The organism is Demequina sp., from assembly GCF_024642165.1.
Taxonomy (GTDB): Bacteria; Actinomycetota; Actinomycetes; order Actinomycetales; family Demequinaceae; genus Demequina.
This window is the reverse complement of record NZ_JAHEBP010000001.1, coordinates 1-18164: the sequence shown is the minus strand read 5'-3', so window position 1 is coordinate 18164 and position 18164 is coordinate 1. Positions and strand designations below refer to the sequence as shown.

Sequence of the window (18164 nt, the reverse complement as noted above, 5' to 3'; positions counted from 1 at the left end):
AGGCACGATGAGGGGGAGATCCCCGAGCACGGAGGAGACGCATGAGCGCGAACACCCTTGGTTCCCGGTCGAAGCTGACGGTAGGACAGCACGAGTATGAGATCTTCCGCCTCGACGCGGTGCCAGGGCTCGAACGCCTGCCGTACTCGCTCAAGATCCTCGCGGAGGCGCTGTTGCGCACCGAGGACGGCGCCAACATCACCGCCGACCACGTCCTGGCCCTCGCGCAGTGGGAGCCCACCGCTGAGCCGGACACGGAGATCCAGTTCACGCCGGCACGCGTGGTCATGCAGGACTTCACGGGCGTGCCGTGCGTGGTCGACCTCGCCACCATGCGCGAGGCCGTGGCGGAGCTGGGCGGCGATCCCACGATCATCAATCCGCTGGCGCCCGCCGAGATGGTCATCGACCACTCCGTGGTGATCGACGTCTTCGGCCGCAAGGACGCCCTCGAGCTGAACACCGCGCTCGAGTATGAGCGCAACCGCGAGCGCTACCAGTTCCTCCGTTGGGGCCAGACCGCGTTCGACAACTTCAAGGTGGTGCCCCCGGGCACCGGCATCGTCCACCAGGTCAACCTCGAGTACCTCGCGCGCGGCGTCATGACGCGCGAGCTCGACGGCACCACGCAGGCGTACCCCGATTCGTGCGTCGGCACCGATTCGCACACCACGATGATCAACGGCCTCGGCGTGCTGGGCTGGGGCGTCGGCGGCATCGAGGCCGAGGCCGCGATGCTGGGCCAGCCGGTCTCGATGCTCATCCCCAAGGTGGTGGGCTTCAAGCTCACCGGCGCCATCCCGGCCGGCGCCACGGCGACCGACGTGGTCCTCACCATCACCGAGATGCTGCGCAAGCACGGCGTCGTGGGCAAGTTCGTGGAGTTCTACGGCGAGGGAGTGGGCGCGGTGCCGCTCGCGAACCGCGCGACGATCGGCAACATGAGCCCCGAGTTCGGCTCGACCGCGGCGATCTTCCCCATCGACGCCGTCACGGTCGACTACTTGCGGCTCACGGGCCGCACGCCCCAACAGGTCGCGCTGGTCGAGGCGTACTGCAAGGAGCAGGGCCTCTGGCACGATCCGTCGCGCGAGGCCGCGTACTCGGAGTACATCGAGCTCGACCTGTCGACCGTGGTGCCGTCCATCGCGGGACCCAAGCGGCCGCAGGACCGCGTGGCGCTCACCGAGTCCAAGCCGAAGTTCGAGGAGGCCGTCGCGCAGGTGCGTACGGGTGACGCGAAGGCCGCGACCTACATGGACGAGTCGGGCGCCGAGGTGCCGCTCAAGGATGGCGACGTGGTCATCGCGTCCATCACCTCCTGCACCAACACGTCCAACCCGTCCGTGATGCTCGCGGCGGCGCTGCTGGCCCGCAACGCCAACGAGCGCGGGCTGACCAGCAAGCCGTGGGTCAAGACGTCGATGGCACCCGGCTCCCAGGTGGTCACGGATTACTACGAGAAGGCCGGACTGTGGCCCGACCTCGAGGCGCTCGGCTTCCACCTGGTGGGCTACGGCTGCACCACGTGCATCGGTAACTCCGGACCGCTTCCGGAACCCGTGAGCGCGGCCGTCAACGGCCACGACCTCACCGTGGTCTCCGTGCTGTCCGGCAACCGCAACTTCGAGGGCCGCATCAACCCCGACGTGAAGATGAACTACCTGGCCTCGCCGCCGCTGGTCATCGCGTACGCGCTCGCGGGCACGATGGACCACGACTTCGAGTCAGAGCCGCTGGGCTTGGACTCCGCCGGCAACGAGGTCTACCTGCGCGACATCTGGCCGGACCCGACCGAGGTCGAGGCGATCGTGCAGTCGGCGATCACCCAAGAGATGTTCGAGAAGGACTACGCGGACGTCTTCGCGGGCGACGAGCGCTGGCAGAACCTTCCCACGCCCGACGGCAAGACCTTCGAGTGGGCCGAGGACTCGACCTACGTGCGCAAGCCCCCGTACTTCGAGGGCATGGGTCTCACGCCCGAGCCCGTCGAGGACATCACGGGCGCCAGGGTGCTCGCGCTGCTGGGTGACTCCGTCACCACCGATCACATCTCACCCGCCGGCTCCATCAAGGCCGACAGCCCTGCCGGACACTACCTGGCGGATCATGGCGTCGAGCGCCGCGATTTCAACAGCTACGGCTCGCGCCGTGGCAACCACGAGGTCATGATCCGCGGCACGTTCGCGAACATCCGGCTCAAGAACCTGCTGCTGGCGAAGCCCGATGGCAGCGTCGTCGAGGGCGGCTTCACGCTCAATCACCTCACGGGTGAGCAGGCGTCGATCTACGACGCGTCGGTCGCCTACGCCGAGGCCGGCGTTCCGCTCGTGGTGCTCGCGGGCAAGGAGTACGGCTCCGGCTCGTCGCGCGACTGGGCGGCGAAGGGCACATCCCTGTTGGGAGTCCGCGCCGTCATCACGGAGAGCTTCGAGCGCATCCACCGGTCGAACCTCATCGGCATGGGCGTGATCCCGCTGCAGTTCCCGGAGGGCGAGAACGCGGCGTCGCTGGGCCTCGACGGCACCGAGACGTTCGACATCGTGGGCGTCAGTGCGTTCTCGCAGGGCGAGCACCCGCGCACGCTGCCGGTGCGCGCCACGCGGGCCGACGGCTCCGTGGTCGAGTTCGACGCCGCGGTGCGCATCGACACGCCCGGCGAGGCCGACTACTTCCGCAACGGCGGCATCCTGCAATACGTGCTCCGCTCCCTGGTGAGCTAGGCGGGAAGCATCGGGGCCCCGTCCAGCGTTGACGCGCAGGACGGGGCCGCCGGCCCGCTGGTCGTACAGTGGGTGGTCACGAACGAGTGAGGAGCACGCGTGCTGGAGCGCATCGGATCGCCGCGTGATCTGCGTGCGCTCTCGTACGAGCAGCTCGCCGAGCTGTCGTCGGAGATCCGCGACTTCCTGGTCGACAACGTGTCCCGGACCGGCGGGCACCTGGGTCCGAACCTCGGCGTGGTCGAGCTCACGATCGGCATCCACCGGGTCTTCGATTCGCCCCACGACTCCATCGTCTTCGACACTGGTCACCAGGCCTACGTCCACAAGCTCCTCACCGGTCGGCAGGACTTCTCGGCGCTCCGTCGGCGCGGCGGACTCGCGGGCTACCCCGCGCGCCAGGAGAGCATCCACGACATCGTCGAGAACTCCCACGCCTCGACGGCACTCTCGTGGGCCGCGGGAATCGCTCGCGGCCACACGTTGCGGGGCGAGTCGGAGCGCACCACGGTCGCGGTCATCGGCGACGGCGCGCTCACCGGCGGGATGGCCTGGGAGGCGCTCAACTCGCTAGGAGCCTCGGACGACCGGGTGGTCGTGATCGTCAACGACAACGGCCGATCGTATGCGCCCACCACCGGGGGCCTCGCGCGCAAGCTGGACGGAATCCGGACCGACCGCAGGTACGAGGACTTCCTCGGATGGGGCAAGCGCACCTTCGAGAATCGCGGTCCGTTCCGCAACTTCGCCTACATGTCTGTCATGCACGGCAAGCGCGCCCTCAAGGGCCTGCTCACGGACGCGAGCATGTTCTCCGACCTGGGGCTCAAGTACATCGGTCCCATCGATGGGCACGATCAGCGCCGTGTCGAGAGGGCGCTCGCTCAGGCCCGCGAGCTCGACCGACCCGTGCTGGTGCATGTCCTCACGGAGAAGGGCCGTGGCTACAGCCCCGCCGAGCAGGACGCGGCCGATCGCTTCCACGCCGTGGGCCGGATCCATCCGGAGACCGGCCTCCCCATCGAGGAGTCCCGCTTCGGGTGGACGTCCGTCTTCGCGGACGAGATCGTGTCCGTCGCCGAGGAGCGGCCGGACGTTGTCGCGTTGACCGCGGCGATGCTGGCGCCGGTGGGCCTGCAGCCGCTCGCCGATCTTCACCCGGATCGAGTGATCGACGTGGGAATCGCCGAGCAGCACGCCGTCACCAGTGCGGCGGGGCTCGCCTACGCCGGCTTGCACCCCGTGGTCGCCGTGTACGCGACGTTCCTCAACCGCGCCTTCGACCAGGTGTTGATGGACGTGGCGCTCCACCGCGCGGGCGTAACCTTCATGCTCGACCGGGCGGGCATCACCGGCGACGACGGACCCAGCCACAACGGCATGTGGGACATGGCGCTGCTGCGCCACGTTCCGGGGCTGCGCCTCGCCGCGCCGCGGGACGAGCCGACCCTGCGCCGCGCGTTCCGCGAGGCTCTCGACGTCGACGACGCCCCCACGGTGGTCCGATACCCGAAGGGCGCGGTGGGCGATCCCATCCCCGCTGTTCGCCAGGTCGGGGACCTCGAGGTGCTCGCGCAGCATGGAGACGCGCCGCGCGTGGTGGTGGTCGGACTCGGGTCGATGGCCAGCGCGGCAGTCGACGCTGCCGACAAGATCGCGGCCGATGGCATCGACGCGCTGGCGGCTACCGCGACGTGGGTGCATCCGGTGCCGGCGGGCCTCGCCGAGCTCATCGACGGGGCCGAGCTGGTGGTGACCGTCGAGGACGGCCTGACCGACGCGGGGATCGGCGAGGAGTGGGCGTCGTACGCCCGGCTCGCGGGGCTCACGGCGCAGTGGTCGCACCACGGGGTGCCGCGCGAGTTCCTCCAGCACGCGTCCCGGGCTCAGATCGTCGACGATCTAGGGCTCGACCCGTCCGCGATCGCCGACGACACCCTGGCGCGGCTCTCGAGGGACTGAGCTCCGCGACACTGATCCGCACCGTTGACGGGATTCGGGCCCGAAAACGACACAATTCCGCACCGTTGTTGACGCGGGACGGGCGGCAGTCGGCTCAAGAACCCGCCGGCTCCGCAAATGCGGCGGCGAGCTCCGGCGCCGTGAGGTCGATCTGCCACTGCCGGGCGCCACGCCCGGCGAGGAAGTCGCGGATCCACTGCTCGCCCCCGCCGCCGGGATACTCCCAGCACGCCCGGCGCAGGGCGTCGGGCTGGAGCAGGTTCTCGGCGGGAACCGAATGAAGCTCGACGAGCGCGATGATGCGCCCGCGCGCGGCCATGAGCCGCGCGTAGGCCTCGGGACGCTTGTCCCTCCAGATCCGCTGCTGCGGCGGGCCGTCGCCCTGGGGCGCGCGCCGCGCCGGGAGCTCGGCATCCGGCAGCGCCATGGCTTCTGCGACCGCGACGTACCACTGCGAGGCGCGGCGGCGGGTGCCCTTCGACTGGAACTCCCGCACCGCGACCAGCTGCTCGAGCGAAGTGGGGCGCGCAAGCGCGGCCGCGACGATCGCCTGGTCTCGTAGCACCCGGCCTGGCGACGTGTCCCGGCGGTGCGCCTCGGCCTCGCGCGCCTCCCAGAGCGACCTCACGATCGCGAGCGAACGCTGGTCACGCACCAGGTGAGATCCCGACGTGCGTCGCCACGGATCGATGCGAGGCTCCGCCGGGGGCGCCAGGCGCACGGCCTCGAACTCCTGCTCCGCCCACTCGAGCTTGCCCGCCGCCTCGAGATGGGACCCGAGCCGCTCGCGCAGGTCCAGCAGCACCTCCACGTCGAGCGCGGCGTACACCAGCCAATCGTGGGGGAGTGGCCGCGTGGACCAGTCCTGGGCCGAGTGCTCCTTCGCCAGCGCGAACCCCAGTTCGCGTTCGACCACGGCGGCGAGGCCCACCTTGGGCCAGCCGAGCAGGCGCGCCCCCAGCTCGGTGTCGAACACCCGTGCCGGGGTCATCCCTAGCTCCCGCATCCCGGGGAGGTCCTGGCTGGCGGCGTGGAACACCCACTCCGCGTCGCCCAGCGCCTCTGAGAAGGCCCCGAGGTCGGGGAGCGCGGCCGTGTCGATCAGCGCGATCCCGGCGCCGGCGCGCTTGAACTGCGCCAGATAGGTGCTTTGGCCGTAGCGGAACCCGGACGCCCGCTCCGCGTCGGCGGCGACGGGGCCGGTGCCGGCCGCGAACGCCGCGCACGCCGCGGCCAGAGCCTCGGGGGTGTCGATGAGCGGCGGCACGCCGTCGGCAGGCACGGTGAGCGGGATGGCGGGGGCGGTCTCGTCCTCGATGGGCGAGGCCTCGATGGGCTCGGTCACGCGGTCCTTCCCGGCAGGGTGCTGACGCCGTCGGGCGTCGGGGGGACGCCGGCGCACGACGCCATGAGTTCGGTCCACGCGACGATGTGCGGGGCGAGGTCGGTGGTGGTTGGCGTCCAGGATGCCCGCAGTTCGATGGTGACCTCGTCGGCGCGTCCCGAGAGCTCGCCGTAGGACTCCGACGACACCTTGGTGACGGTGCCACCGCGCGCCCGGTGCGGTACCGCCTCCAGGGACTCGGACAGCCACGACCACGCGACCTCGCCCCACAGCTCGTCCCGTCCAACCTCCGGCTCGACCACGGCCTTGACCAGGGCGATGACGCGCATCGTTCCCTCCCAGGCGGGCGGGCCGTCCGGGTCGTGCAGCAGCACGAACCGGCCCGACGCCTCGTACCCGTCGACGTCGAGCTCCCCGCTGATCGCGGCGGCGAACGGCGCGATCCGGCCCGGCGCGGGGACCTCGGTGAGCGTCACCGCCGGATGCGTGGGGGCGTGGCGTAGCGAGAGCAGCGCCGCGCGGAAATCCGCGGGCGCGGTGTCGAGATCGCCGGCCATAGCGCGAGCCTAAGCCCGGGCGTCTCGCAGCCGGGTGACGCCACGCTCGGGCCGAGCGTCTAGGCTTGGCGGGTACCCCTTGGACCCCGAAGAAGGATGGACGATGGCGCTCGCTCAGATCGGCGTGACGGGACTCGCGGTGATGGGCCGCAACCTCGCACGGAATTTCGCTCGCAACGGCTTCACGGTGGCGGTGCACAACCGCTCGGTGGAGCGGATGAGGTCGCTGATCGCGGAGCACGGCGACGAGGGCGACTTCATCGGCTGCGAGTCGCTCGAGGACTTCGTGGCCGCGCTGGCGACCCCCCGCACGGTGGTCATCATGGTCCAGGCGGGGGGCCCCACGGACGCCGTCATCGAGCAGCTCACGGGACTGCTCGAGCCCGGGGACATCATCGTCGACGCCGGCAACGCGCTGTACACGGACACGATGCGCCGCGAGAAGGACCTCGCCGCTCAGGGATTCCACTTCGTGGGCTCGGGCGTGTCCGGGGGTGAGGAGGGTGCCCTGCTGGGCCCGTCGATCATGCCCGGCGGTCCCGCCGAGTCCTACGTGACGCTGGGTCCGATCCTCGAGAAGATCGCGGCGAAGGCGGAGGACGGCACGCCGTGCTGCGTGCACGTGGGTCCCGATGGCGCCGGCCACTTCGTGAAGATGGTCCACAACGGCATCGAGTACGCGGACATGCAACTGATCGGCGAGGCGTACGACCTGCTGCGCACCGGCCTCGACCTGGATCCGGAGCAGATCGCCGACATCTTCGCCGAGTGGAACCAGGGGGACCTCGAGTCCTTCCTCATCGAGATCACGGCCGAGGTGCTGCGCCAGACGGACGCGCGTACGGGCAGGGCCCTGGTCGACGTCATCAAGGACGAGGCGGGCCAGAAGGGCACCGGCCGTTGGACGGTGAAGGCCGCGCTCGACCTGGGCGTGCCCGTGACCGGCATCGCCGAGGCCACGTTCGCCCGCGCCATCTCCTCGCAGGTCGCCCAGCGCGCCGCGGCCCGCGACGTGCTGACCGCCTCGACCGGCGACTTCCACATCAACAACCGCGAGGGGTTCGTCGAGGACGTGCGCCTGGCGCTGTACGCGTCCAAGGTGGTGGCGTACGCGCAGGGATTCGACCAGATCCGGGCGGCCTCCGAGGAGTTCGGCTGGGACATCACGCTGGGTGACATGGCGAAGATCTGGCGTGCGGGCTGCATCATCCGCGCGCGCTTCCTCGACCGCATCACGGAGGCGTTCGAGCGCGACGCGGACCTGCCGACCCTGCTGGTGGACCCGTACTTCTCCGACGAGATCGCCGGCGGCGTGGGCGCTTGGCGGCGCGTGGTCGCACAGTCCGCGCTGACGGGTGTGCCGGCCCCGGCCTTCGCCTCGTCGCTCGCGTACTACGACTCGCTGCGCGCGGAGCGCCTGCCCGCCGCGCTCATCCAGGGCCAGCGCGACTTCTTTGGCGCGCACACCTACCAGCGCGTCGACATGGACGGCACCTTCCACACGCAGTGGTCGGGCGATCGCACCGAGATCGAGGCGTAGCCCCTAGCGCCGCACCCAGCGGCGCATCGTGAAGCCGCCGCCGTCGAGCGTGTGGGCGGCGGCCATGTCGGGCGGCACCGGGGGCGTCTCGGGCGCCTGCGCTCCCCCCTGACGGGGGGATTCCGTCAGGCAGTACTCGTCGATGATCGATCGCTGCAGCAGCCGGCGCGCGAGCGTGGGTCCGCCCTCGCACAGCATGCGCGGCAGGCCGTGCGAGACGAGCTCGCGCAGCGCGGTCCGGGGGGACAGGTCGTCGGCACCCGCGATGATGATCCTCGACGCCCACGCGGGTCCCAGTCGGGAGATCGCGGGCGAGCCGCCGTGAGTCAGCACCCAGGTGCGCTCGGGCGTGAGCCCCGGCGGCAGAATCCCGCCGTGGGTCGCCACGGCGATGTCGACAGTGGCACGCTGGCCCAGTCGCTCGCGGGCCTCGATCATCGGGCCGGGCAGCACGATGTCGGCGTACCGCTCCCGACGCGCGGTCTGCGCACCCACCACCACCACGTCGCACAGCGACCGCAGCACGTGCATGATCCGCGCGTCCTCGGGGCCGCCGAGCGAGCCCGACGAGCCGTCAGCGGCCGCGGCCCTGCCGTCGGTGGTCACGAGCATGCCGAGTCGCACCACGCCGGGACGATGCGCGTAGAGAGTCCGCAGGCGGGTTTCCAGAGGGTCGGGGGCGATCTCCTCCGGCGCGTCTCCGAGCAGGGTGAGCGTGCCCTCAGCCATGGCCCCTCCGCCGCTGGTCCGGGTGCCCGGTCCGGTGGAGGCGATCGCTCGCCTTAGGCTGGGGCACGTGAGTGTGAGCGTGCTGGGTCGGAGGCCCGTTGTCGAACCCGCCGAGCTGATCGCGGCGCTCGTGCCTCCGCCGCACTTCGCCGAGGCGTCCTTCGATTCCTACGCGCCCGACCCTGCGCACCCCAGTCAAGCACAGGCGCTCGCCGCCGTCGCGCGATTCGCGGCGCCGCACCTGCGCCGAGGCCGCGGGCGCAAGGGGCCGGGGGAGGGGCTCTACCTCGACGGCGGATTCGGCGTGGGCAAGACTCACCTGCTCGCCGCGCTGGCACACGCACTCGGGTCCAAGGCGGCCTTCGGCACGTTCGTGGAGTACACCAATCTGGTGGGAGCGCTGGGGTTTCGGCAGGCGCGGGCGGCGCTGTCCGAGTTCGCGGTGGTGTGCATCGACGAGTTCGAGCTGGATGATCCCGGTGACACGCTCATCATGGCGCGCCTGATGCGGGAGCTGACGGACTCGGGCGCGTGCGTGGCGGCGACCTCCAACACGCTTCCCGATGCGCTCGGGGACGGCCGGTTCGCCGCCGACGACTTCCAGCGCGAGATCCAGGCCGTGGCGCGGGTCTTCACGACGATGCGGATCGACGGCCCGGACTACCGGCACCGCGGCGACCTGGACTTCCCGGAGCCGGCGGACGATGCTGCGCTCGCCGAACTGGCCCAGGGCGACGGGGGAGCGCTGGTGCCGTGGACGGCGTTGCTCGACGATCTGGTCCACGTCCACCCGAGCCGCTACGGCGCCTACCTGGACGGGGTGGCGCGGTTGGCCGTGAGCGGCGTGCGGCCGCTGGCCGACCAGAATCAGGCGCTACGGGTGGTCGCGCTCGTGGACCGGCTGTACGACCGTGACGCGGTGATCGCAGCGTCGGGGGAGCCCCTCCCCTCGATCTTCACGCCCGACATGATGCGCGGTGGCTACCGCAAGAAGTACCTGCGTGCGCTCTCGCGGCTCGAGTCGATGGCTCACGCCGCCCTCGATCACACGCGACCCGTCTAGGTCACCCCGGGGCCGCGCCTGCCGCGCCGCTCGCGGCGCCCCCCGCATCGTCCCTCCGCAGTGCGGCGAGCCGCGCGCGCTCGTGCTCGACGTCGAAGTCCGCGGCCGGCCACTCGAGCTCCATGCCCTCCATCGCGCGCGTGAGCAGCTCGGTCACCGCGAGACGGGCGAACCACTTGTGGTTGGCGGGGATCACGTGCCACGGCGCGACGTCGGTCGAGGTGCGATCGAAGACGGCCTGGTAGGCGTCCATGTAGTGCGGCCAGTGCGCGCGCTCGTCGATGTCGCTGGGGTTGTACTTCCAGTACTTGTCCGGACGGTGAAGCCGCTGGTCCAGACGGTCCAGCTGGACCCCGGGTGAGACCATCAGCGCGCACTTGACGATCACGACGCCCTCGTCGACGCGGCGCTGCTCCCACGCATTGATCTCCTCGTAGCGCGCACCCCAGACGTCCGGCGGAACCAGGTCGTGAACCCGCACCACCAACACGTCCTCGTAGTGGGAGCGATCGAACACGCCGATGCGGCCGCCCGCGGGCAACGCACGCTCGATGCGCCACAGGTAGTGGTGGGCGCGCTCCTCCTCGGAGGGCACGCCGAAGCTGCGGGCCTGGACGCCCTGCGGGTCGACCATGCCGATCACATGGCGGACGATCCCGCCCTTGCCGGCGGTGTCCATGCCCTGGAGCACCAGCAGCACGGACCGGGTCCCCCCCGAGCGGCCGTTCGCGTAGAGCCGCTCCTGGAGCTCCGAGAGATCCTTGCCGCGCCGCCTCATCAGGCGTTCGGCGGCCTTGCGGCCGCCGTGGTATCCCGGCGTGGTCGCCGGATCGAACGCGCTGAGATCGAAGCCTGGTCCCACGCGGAGCGCGTCCGCAGCCCGGCCGTGCCAACCCTTCTTGCCCATCGCATCCTCCCTGATGCTCGCTCGATTTCTCACCCTAGTCGCCGGGCGGCGCGGGCGGTGGAAGGATGGAAGCGAGGACGTGCGGAGACCCGCGTCCGAAGGGGGCGAGCGATGAGCAACGGCAACGGTGCGGCGGCCGGCTGGGGAGGCGGCTACTTCCTGGCGATGATCGGATCCGCCGTGTGGTTCTGGCAGCAGGCGGACGGGTTCTGGAACCACGTGGGCGCGTTGCTGCAGGCCCTGGTGTGGCCCGCGTTCCTGATCTACGACGTCTTCGAGGCGCTCGCTTCCTGAGTGCCGCCGACGCCCGCGCCGCCGGGAGGGCTTGTCGGCGTGGGGCTTACGGGCGCATCATGTGGACGTTGCACCGGAGCCCGGGAGGCCGCCGTGAAGAGGTTGACCGCGGGCATCGCCACGCTGGCTTTCGGGCTCATCGGGTTCGCCTGGACGGTGGTGGAGGCCATGCCTCCGCTGCTGGGCTTCGAGGACACGGACGACCCGGCGGTGATGGTGGCCTTCCTGCGCGAGCACTCGTACCTGTACCGGGTGTCCGGCGTGCTGCTGCTCGCGATGTCGCTGAGCCTCACGGTGGCGGTCCTCGCGGTGTTCGAGAGGTTCGCCGCGACCACCTCGCGCTCGCTCGGGCTGCGGGTCGCCACCGCATTCGGGCTCTTTGCGGCCGCGCTGTTCGTCCCGCACGGCGCGCTGAGGTTGGCCTCCGCGAGCACGTTGCTGCACGTCGATCGGATCGACTCCGGCTGGGGTGAGTCGGCGTACCTGGCCGTGCAGATGGTGGGGACGCAGGCGCTCGGAGCGGGCGGGATCGTCGCGATGTGCGCCTGGGCCGTGGGCCTGAGCGTGCTCGGCTTCAGGGCGCGGACGCTACCCAGGTGGCTGTGCGTGCTGGGCGTGGTGCCGGCGTTCCGGATCCTGGTGGGGTTCGGCGGCGTATTCGGTTTCGACTCGTCGCTGGTGTGGATCCTCTACATGCTCGCCATCCCCGGGACCACCGTGTGGCTGGTCGCGTTCGGCATCGTCCTGATGCGCAGGCCCGTCGACGCGCCTCGGCCGGCGGCATCCCCCGACGTCGCCGCGGTCTAGTGTTGCCGCCTGGGCGTCGCGTGACTGGGCACTACGTGGTGATCGCGTGCTCGGCCGCCTGCGCTTCCTCGGGGGTGGTAGTAGGTTCGGACGTCCCCGCGAGCACCCCGTAGAGGGCCGCGGCGAGCCCCAACACGATCGTCACGACGATGACGTCGCTCACCGTGAGCGGCCGCATGGTCGCGAACATGATGAGGAGCAGGGCGCCGAGCCATAGCCAGAGGAGCCAACCCTGGCGCCGGAGCACCGCCGGGAGGCCATCGGGCCGCCAGCCGCGGTTGTCGAGCGCGGCGGATCCGCGGGCGAGGAGGGCGCCGCCCGAGCGCCGGAGTGCGACGGCCCCGTCGCTGCCACCCGCGATGAGCCCGGCGGTGACGGCGACGGCGCCGAGGACCACGTAGGCGAGCATGGCGGCCCCCGATTCGCCCGTGAGCGAGCGGTAGATGGCATCGGTGGCATCCGTCGGCACCTGGGCGGCGATCGCAGCCGCAGTGATCGACCCGCCGATCACGATCGCGCCACCCACCGCGGCTCCCGTGACGAGGATCAGCGTGCCCGCGACCACCACCGCGCGGGGCCGGCGGGGATGGACCACGATGCCGATCACGAGCAGGACGAGCGCGATCCACGGCAGCACGTCGCCCACGGTCGTGAGCGCCGAGTACCCGAGCCGCGCCCGCGCGATCGACGGCAGCTCGGCCACGGTGATCGAGGCGGACACCTCGGGGATCGAGTCCGCCAGGGTGAAGCCGGCCTCGACAAGGGCGGGCTTGAGCGCCGCGATGATGGGTCCGAGCTGGATCGCCACCACGCCGGAGTCGCTGATCTCGACGGCGCCGTCCGGGTTGGCCTCGATCGCGGCGAGCAGCTGCCTGTGGGTGAGTTGCAGCGCCTGCTCCCACACCGTCGCGAACGCGTCAGACTCGACCACGGTCCCGAGCGCGCTCCGGATCGCGACCCGAGCCTGGTCCGCGAGCAGAGGCCCGAGCAGGTCGGACGCGCGCGCGAGCCGGGGCGTCGCGTCGGCGTCGATCACCTTGTCGAGGAGATCGGCCACGAGCGCGTCGGGGTCGAGCGCCTCGTCGATCGCGCGGGCCGCGCGATCTACGATCAGCGCCTTGACGGCCGGCTCGTCGGCCAGGGGAGCGAGCGTGCGGACGAACGATGGGGTGTCGCTCGCCTGGCGTGCGGTGAACGAGACCACCGTCGCCATGGGCGCCAGCAGGGTCGCGATCACGATCAGCGTCATGCCCAGGAACGCCCTGCCGCGGGTGCGTCGGCGCGGCGCCGCGACCTCGGGGGAGCGCTCGTCACGGGCGGCGCTCGCCGCGGCGAGCTCGTCGCGCAGGCTCCGGTTGTCGTCCTCGACTGCTCTGAGCCTGGCGTTCTCGGCCTCCACCGCCGCCAGCCGGGCCTCGATCTGGGCCTTCGTCATCCCCGCCATGATTCCTCCTCGCGGTGCGACCGTCCGCCCTGGTCCGGTGCGCTCTCCACGTCAGAGACTAGGCCCAAGCGGCGGCCTTCGGCGGCGTGCGCCGCTTCGGGTCCGCGGGTGCGCCGCCGGTCGACCTCAAGAGCGCCTCAGCCGAGGGTGGTGAGTGCCACCGCGTCCGGCGCGAGCTCCAGCGTGCCGTCGGTCCATGTGGCCGCTCCGAAGGCCGCGAGCAGCGCCCCCGCCTCGACCCGCATCGGCTCAGCGGAGAGGTTGGCGTGGACCTCGACAGGGCCGTGCATGGTCAGCTGTCGCGGCGCGCTCTCCGAGGCGCCCGCGGGATGCCGGCGCCACGCGTCGTCGCTGAGCGTGCGCTCCCGCGCCCCCATCACCGCCGCCACCCATGCCTCGATCCGGCGGTTCGCGTCGGTGGTTGCCGCGACGCCCGAGCCCAGCTTGGACCGGAGGAACGTCTGACGGTCCTGCGGATCCGGCACGTCGACCTGGCCGCCGTACAGCTCCTCCCAGCCGTGGCCCGCGAACTCGCTCATGCGCCCCTCGGAGACCGCGGTACCCAGCGGCTCGTCGTGGTCCGTGAAGAACATGAACGGACGCGTCTCGCCGTACTCCTCGCCCATGAAGAGCATGGGGGTGAATGGCGACAGCAGGACCAGGGCGAGGGAAGCCGCCTGGCCTCCCTGCGACAGCCGCGCGGAGGGACGGTCGCCGATGGCGCGGTTGCCCACCTGGTCGTGGTTCGAGGCGAAGACCACGAACCGGCGCCTGTCCACGTCCGCAGGCACGGGGCGGCCCCAATCCTCGCCGCGGAAGGTCGAGAACGTGCCGTCATGGAGGAAGACGTGCCGATACACCTTGTCCAGTGCGGCGATGCCAGCGAAGTCTGCGTAGTACCCGTGGGTCTCGCCGGTCAGGTAGGCGTGCAGCGCATGGTGCACGTCGTCCGCCCACTGCGCCGTCATGCCGAGCCCGCCCTCGGCGGTGGGCGTCACCATCGAGGCGTCGTTGAGGTCGGACTCGGCGGTGAGCGACAGCGGACGGCCCATGCTCGTCGCCAGGCGAGCCGTCGCGTCGGCGAGCTCGGCGAGGATGTGCGGACTCGAGTCGTCGACCAACGCGTGGACCGCGTCGAGCCGCAGCGCGTCGACGTGGAAGTCCTCGAACCACCGCAGGGCGTTGTCGACGATGAAGCCCCGCATGCCCTCCGAGCCCGGCTGGTCGACGTTGACCGCCCAGCCCCACGGTGTCTCGTGCGCGTCGGTGAAGTACGGGCCGTATTGGGCCAGGTAGTTGCCGTCGGGACCCAGGTGGTTGTAGACCACGTCGAGGCAGACGCCCAGGCCCTGGGCGTGGGCGCGGTCGACGAGCCGCTGCAGGGCGGCGGGGCCGCCGTATGCGTCGTGAACCGAGTACAGCGCGACGCCGTCGTAGCCCCAGCCGCGGTCGCCCGGGAACGCGGCCAGCGGCATCAGCTCGATCATCTGTATGCCGCGTGCGGCGAGATCCCGCAGTTGGCGTTCGTCGATCGCGTCGAGCGTGCCACGCGGGGTGAACGTTCCGACGTGCAGCTCGTAGTGGACCGCGCCACGCGCGTCGATACCTGCCCAAGAGTCGTCGGTCCAGGAGTGCTCCGCCGCGTCGAACGCGCGTGAGGGTCCATGCACGCCGTGGGCCTGCCACGCGCTGCGCGGGTCCGGCAGCGGGCCGCTGCCGTCGACGACGAACGCGTAGTCGGTGCCGGACGCCAGCTCCGGACCCAGCCACCACCCCACACGACCCTGATCCCTGATCATCGGGTGCGTGCCCTGTTCGCCGTCTTCGCCGAGCACGCAGGAGACGGACGATGCGTCGGGCGCCCAGACGCGCGCCGGCCCGCTCATGCCCGCTCCAGCAGGGCGACAGGGTGGGCCTTGAGTATCGAGGCGAGCGGCACCGCGCCGCCCTCGAACGTGTTGCGGCCGATCACGTCGCGCCACGTGCCCGGCGGGAGCTGCACGGTGTGCTCCGCCCAGCCGCCGAGCCTTTCGAGCTCGATGGCGACCCTGGTCGCGACGGTGATCACGCGCGGGTCATCGTCCGCGGTGCGGGCGAAGACCACGGCGTGGCCGCTGGAGGCGGGCAGCGGCAGGTAGCCCGCGCCCGGTCCCGTGAACGCGTCCGCATGGTCGCGCCGCAACCGCAGCGCGGCGGCCGTCACCAGCGTCTTCTCCTCCGCGACGCCGCGCGGCTTCGCCTTGCCGCTCACGCGCGCCAGCATCTCCTGCCGCGCGTCGAAGTCCACGGGCCGGCGGTTGTCCGGGTCGACCAGGCTGGGCGCGACGGTCTCGGTGCCCTGGTACACGTCGGGAACCCCGGGCATCGTGAGCTGGATGATCTTCTGCGCCAGGATCGCGGTGCGCACCCCGGCGGCCGTGGCCCGGTTCCACGCCGCCACCTCCTCGCGCACCGCCGGGTCGGCGTGAGTGGTCTGCGCGAACCACAGCACCTGGAGCTCGTAGTTCTCGTCCACGGACGTCCAGGTGGTGTGCGTCTTGGCCTCGCGCATCGCCTTGATCAGGTAGCCCTCGAGGCGCCCCCACGCCATCACGCCGTCATCGTCGGATGTGCCCACCAGCGTCTGCCACCACAGGTTCTCCATCCGCCCGTCGAGTTCTGCGGGCCGCAGCTCAGCCGTGGAGGCGCGCAGGCGCTGGACCAGCTGGTCCCAATCGTCGGCGACCTCGGAGAGCACGCCCAGGCGCGCCCGCACGTCCTCCGAGCGCTTGGTGTCGTGAGTGGACAGGCACGTCATGGCGTGCGGATACATCTGCTGCTGATCGTGTGCCCACGCGTGGAATGCGGCCGGCGGGACCGCGAAGCGGCCGGCGGGGGAGCCCACCTCGCACAGCGGCAGCAGGTGCGTCCAGCGGTAGTACGCGGTGTCCTCGACGCCCTTGGCCATCACCGCGCCGCAGGCCTGCTGGAAGCGCGTGATGAGCTCCCGACGGGCCGCATCGTCGGTGCGGCCGGCGGATCCCACCTCGACGCCCTTGAGCAGGTCCACCACCACGTCGAGGGTTTCGTGACGCTCGGGATCGAGCAGCGCGCGCGCCCGGCTCGCGGCGTGCTCGATGGCGTCCGCCGAGGCGGGCTTGGTGGGAACCCCGACCACCACGTAGGCGCGGTAGCGGTCGAACGTCACCAGCAGCGTCCGCAGGCAGTCGTAGAGGGAACGCCAGGTGTGGTCCCGAAGGCGCACGTCGGTGGTGCAGATGGTGTGCGCGATGGTCGCGAGTCGATGCACCTCGCTCGACAGCGACTCCTTGACGATCTCGCGCTTGGCCGCGTCGATCATGTCGGGCAGCTCGCCCATGGCGTCGCCCGCGATCCGGTGCAGCGTGCCCGCCAGCGGCGAGCTCCCCGCCGGGTCACGCAACAGCGCGCCCACCCTCCACGAGGCGTCATAACCCGTGGTGCCGGCGCACTTCCAGGTGGTAGGGAGCCGCTCGTCGTCCTCCAGGATCTTCTCAACCACGATCCACGCGCCGTCGGTCGCCGCCGCGAGGCGGTTGACGTATCCGCCCGGGTCCGCGAGCCCGTCCGGGTGGTCGATCCGCAGGCCGTGGATGGTGCCGTCCTTGATGAGCGAGATGATCAGCCGGTGCGTGGCGTCGAACACGTCCGGGTCCTCGACTCGCACGGCGACCAGGGACCCGACGTCGAAGAAGCGTCGGTAGTTGAGCTCCTCGTTGGCCACTCGCCAGTACGCGAGCCGGTAATGCTGCTCCTCGACCAGGGTGGCGAGCGGCAGGTTCTCGGTGCCGGCGCGCACGGGGAAGACGTGTTCGAAGTACCGCAGCACGTGAACCTCGCCGCGCTCCTCCTGGCCGGGGACCACCATCGTCTCGACCGTCAGGTCGCCGCTCGCCAGCACCGTGCCGATGCGCTTGCCCAGCACGGGCATCAGCACCGGGTCGCCCGAGGACCAGTCGACGTCGAACCAGTGCGCGTACGGCGACGCCGTTCCCAGCTCGAGCACGGACCACAGCGCCTTGTTGTGGAAGGCGGGCGTGGGGACCGCCATGTGGTTGGGAACCAGATCCGCCACCAGCCCGATTCCGTGCTCCCCGGCCTGCCAGGACAGGTCGCGCAGCGCATCCTCGCCGCCCAGGGATTCCGCGATGCGGCTGTGGTCCACCACGTCGTAGAAGTGCGTCGAGCCGGGCGCGGCGGTGAGGATGGGGGACAGGTAGAGGTGGCTCACGCCCAGCGAGGCGAAGTAGTCCAGCCGCGCCGCCGCGTCGGCGAACGTGAAGTCCGCGCTGAGCTGCAGCCGGTAGGTCGCGGACGGCACCTTCGCTCCGATGCGGTGCCCCGTCCTGCGGGCACGTTCGTGGGCGGAATCGGGCATCAAGACCTCCTCGGATACGTCCCATCATGTCAGACGCGCCCTGGTGGCCGGCTGTCCATCCTGCCAGGTGCTGACCCGATCGCGGCCCGGCCAGCGGCCCCCCGGCGGGAATGCCGCGAGCCCGGCATGATGGGTGCGGGGAGTGCGAGGGAGGCAGCATGGTGACGGCGTGGGACGTTCGCGACTGGCGGGCGCGGGTCGCCGATCTCTACGGCGAGGTGCGCTCCGAGGTCGCTCCCGAGCGGGCGCATCGGCTCTGGGCCGATGGCCGCGCCGCCCTGCTCCGCGACCACCCCGCCTCGCCGGTGCCCGACCATGCGCGCGCATCGTTCATTCCCGAGGTGGCGCCCTACGATCCCGCGTTCCGCTTCGTGGTTCCGGTGCTCCCGGCCGATCC

At 71.2% G+C, this 18164-nt stretch carries 13 protein-coding genes and 1 pseudogene; 7 read left to right on the top strand and 7 right to left on the bottom strand.

Features of this window, described 5'->3' with window-relative positions:
* Window positions 1–41: 41 nt before the first annotated feature.
* Together acnA and dxs are read left to right on the top strand one after the other, a co-directional pair.
* Entirely contained in the window at window positions 42–2723 is a 2682-nt protein-coding gene (gene acnA, locus Q0L54_RS00070; RefSeq protein ID WP_296664376.1) for an aconitate hydratase AcnA, read from the top strand.
* Between the two features lie 99 nt (window positions 2724–2822).
* Window positions 2823–4685, top strand: coding sequence for a 1-deoxy-D-xylulose-5-phosphate synthase (dxs, locus tag Q0L54_RS00065; protein WP_296664374.1), 1863 nt, complete (start codon window positions 2823–2825; stop codon window positions 4683–4685).
* Between the two features lie 94 nt (window positions 4686–4779).
* Here dxs and Q0L54_RS00060 read toward each other — a convergent pair whose 3' ends face one another.
* Together Q0L54_RS00060 and Q0L54_RS00055 are read right to left on the bottom strand one after the other, a co-directional pair.
* Window positions 4780–6030: an HRDC domain-containing protein gene (locus Q0L54_RS00060; RefSeq protein ID WP_296664372.1), complete on the bottom strand. Its 1251-nt coding sequence runs from the start codon at window positions 6028–6030 to the stop codon at window positions 4780–4782.
* A complete protein-coding gene (locus tag Q0L54_RS00055; protein ID WP_296664370.1) occupies window positions 6027–6587 on the bottom strand; it encodes a DUF3000 domain-containing protein in 561 nt (186 codons plus the stop codon). The genes Q0L54_RS00060 and Q0L54_RS00055 overlap by 4 nt, the downstream gene beginning before the upstream one ends.
* 103 nt (window positions 6588–6690) lie before the next feature.
* Between Q0L54_RS00055 and gndA the strand changes: the two genes are divergently transcribed.
* Window positions 6691–8127, top strand: coding sequence for an NADP-dependent phosphogluconate dehydrogenase (gene gndA, locus Q0L54_RS00050; protein ID WP_296664368.1), 1437 nt, complete (start codon window positions 6691–6693; stop codon window positions 8125–8127).
* Between the two features lie 3 nt (window positions 8128–8130).
* Here gndA and Q0L54_RS00045 read toward each other — a convergent pair whose 3' ends face one another.
* Window positions 8131–8856 (bottom strand): dihydrofolate reductase family protein, encoded by a 726-nt coding sequence (locus Q0L54_RS00045; RefSeq protein WP_296664366.1) that lies wholly within the window; start codon window positions 8854–8856, stop codon window positions 8131–8133.
* 67 nt (window positions 8857–8923) lie between these two features.
* Between Q0L54_RS00045 and zapE the strand changes: the two genes are divergently transcribed.
* On the top strand, window positions 8924–9919 hold the full coding sequence (zapE, locus tag Q0L54_RS00040) for a cell division protein ZapE (RefSeq protein WP_296664363.1): 996 nt from the start codon (window positions 8924–8926) through the stop codon (window positions 9917–9919).
* Between the two features lies 1 nt (window position 9920).
* Here zapE and Q0L54_RS00035 read toward each other — a convergent pair whose 3' ends face one another.
* A complete protein-coding gene (locus Q0L54_RS00035; RefSeq protein WP_296664361.1) occupies window positions 9921–10826 on the bottom strand; it encodes a PPK2 family polyphosphate kinase in 906 nt (301 codons plus the stop codon).
* Window positions 10827–10937: 111 nt separating this feature from the next.
* Here Q0L54_RS00035 and Q0L54_RS00030 point away from each other — a divergent pair, with 111 nt between their 5' ends.
* Together Q0L54_RS00030 and Q0L54_RS00025 are read left to right on the top strand one after the other, a co-directional pair.
* Window positions 10938–11120 (top strand): hypothetical protein, encoded by a 183-nt coding sequence (locus Q0L54_RS00030; RefSeq protein ID WP_296664358.1) that lies wholly within the window; start codon window positions 10938–10940, stop codon window positions 11118–11120.
* Between the two features lie 93 nt (window positions 11121–11213).
* Window positions 11214–11927, top strand: a complete 714-nt coding sequence (locus tag Q0L54_RS00025) for a DUF4386 family protein (RefSeq protein ID WP_296664356.1) — start codon at window positions 11214–11216, stop codon at window positions 11925–11927.
* A gap of 31 nt (window positions 11928–11958) precedes the next feature.
* Here Q0L54_RS00025 and Q0L54_RS00020 read toward each other — a convergent pair whose 3' ends face one another.
* The 3 genes from Q0L54_RS00020 to treY form a co-directional block, all read right to left on the bottom strand.
* Window positions 11959–13371: a hypothetical protein gene (locus tag Q0L54_RS00020; RefSeq protein ID WP_296664354.1), complete on the bottom strand. Its 1413-nt coding sequence runs from the start codon at window positions 13369–13371 to the stop codon at window positions 11959–11961.
* Window positions 13372–13508: 137 nt separating this feature from the next.
* Complete coding sequence (treZ, locus tag Q0L54_RS00015; RefSeq protein WP_296664352.1) at window positions 13509–15257, bottom strand: malto-oligosyltrehalose trehalohydrolase; 1749 nt, start codon at window positions 15255–15257, stop codon at window positions 13509–13511.
* Window positions 15254–17767 (bottom strand): malto-oligosyltrehalose synthase, encoded by a 2514-nt coding sequence (gene treY / locus Q0L54_RS00010; RefSeq protein WP_296664350.1) that lies wholly within the window; start codon window positions 17765–17767, stop codon window positions 15254–15256. The genes treZ and treY overlap by 4 nt, the downstream gene beginning before the upstream one ends.
* 158 nt (window positions 17768–17925) lie before the next feature.
* On the opposite strand from treY, the pseudogene Q0L54_RS00005 reads away from it, so the two are divergent.
* Window positions 17926–18164, top strand: a pseudogene (locus Q0L54_RS00005) (hypothetical protein); the annotation flags it as partial.

Coding starts and splice junctions, on each gene's coding strand:
- acnA (WP_296664376.1), top strand. CDS start 42: ATGAGCGCGAACACCCTTGGTTCCCGGTCGAAGCTGACGGTAGGACAG.
- Q0L54_RS00055 (WP_296664370.1), bottom strand. CDS start 6,587: ATGGCCGGCGATCTCGACACCGCGCCCGCGGATTTCCGCGCGGCGCTG.
- gndA (WP_296664368.1), top strand. CDS start 6,691: ATGGCGCTCGCTCAGATCGGCGTGACGGGACTCGCGGTGATGGGCCGC.
- Q0L54_RS00045 (WP_296664366.1), bottom strand. CDS start 8,856: ATGGCTGAGGGCACGCTCACCCTGCTCGGAGACGCGCCGGAGGAGATC.
- Q0L54_RS00035 (WP_296664361.1), bottom strand. CDS start 10,826: ATGGGCAAGAAGGGTTGGCACGGCCGGGCTGCGGACGCGCTCCGCGTG.
- Q0L54_RS00030 (WP_296664358.1), top strand. CDS start 10,938: ATGAGCAACGGCAACGGTGCGGCGGCCGGCTGGGGAGGCGGCTACTTC.
- Q0L54_RS00020 (WP_296664354.1), bottom strand. CDS start 13,371: ATGGCGGGGATGACGAAGGCCCAGATCGAGGCCCGGCTGGCGGCGGTG.
- treZ (WP_296664352.1), bottom strand. CDS start 15,257: ATGAGCGGGCCGGCGCGCGTCTGGGCGCCCGACGCATCGTCCGTCTCC.
- treY (WP_296664350.1), bottom strand. CDS start 17,767: ATGCCCGATTCCGCCCACGAACGTGCCCGCAGGACGGGGCACCGCATC.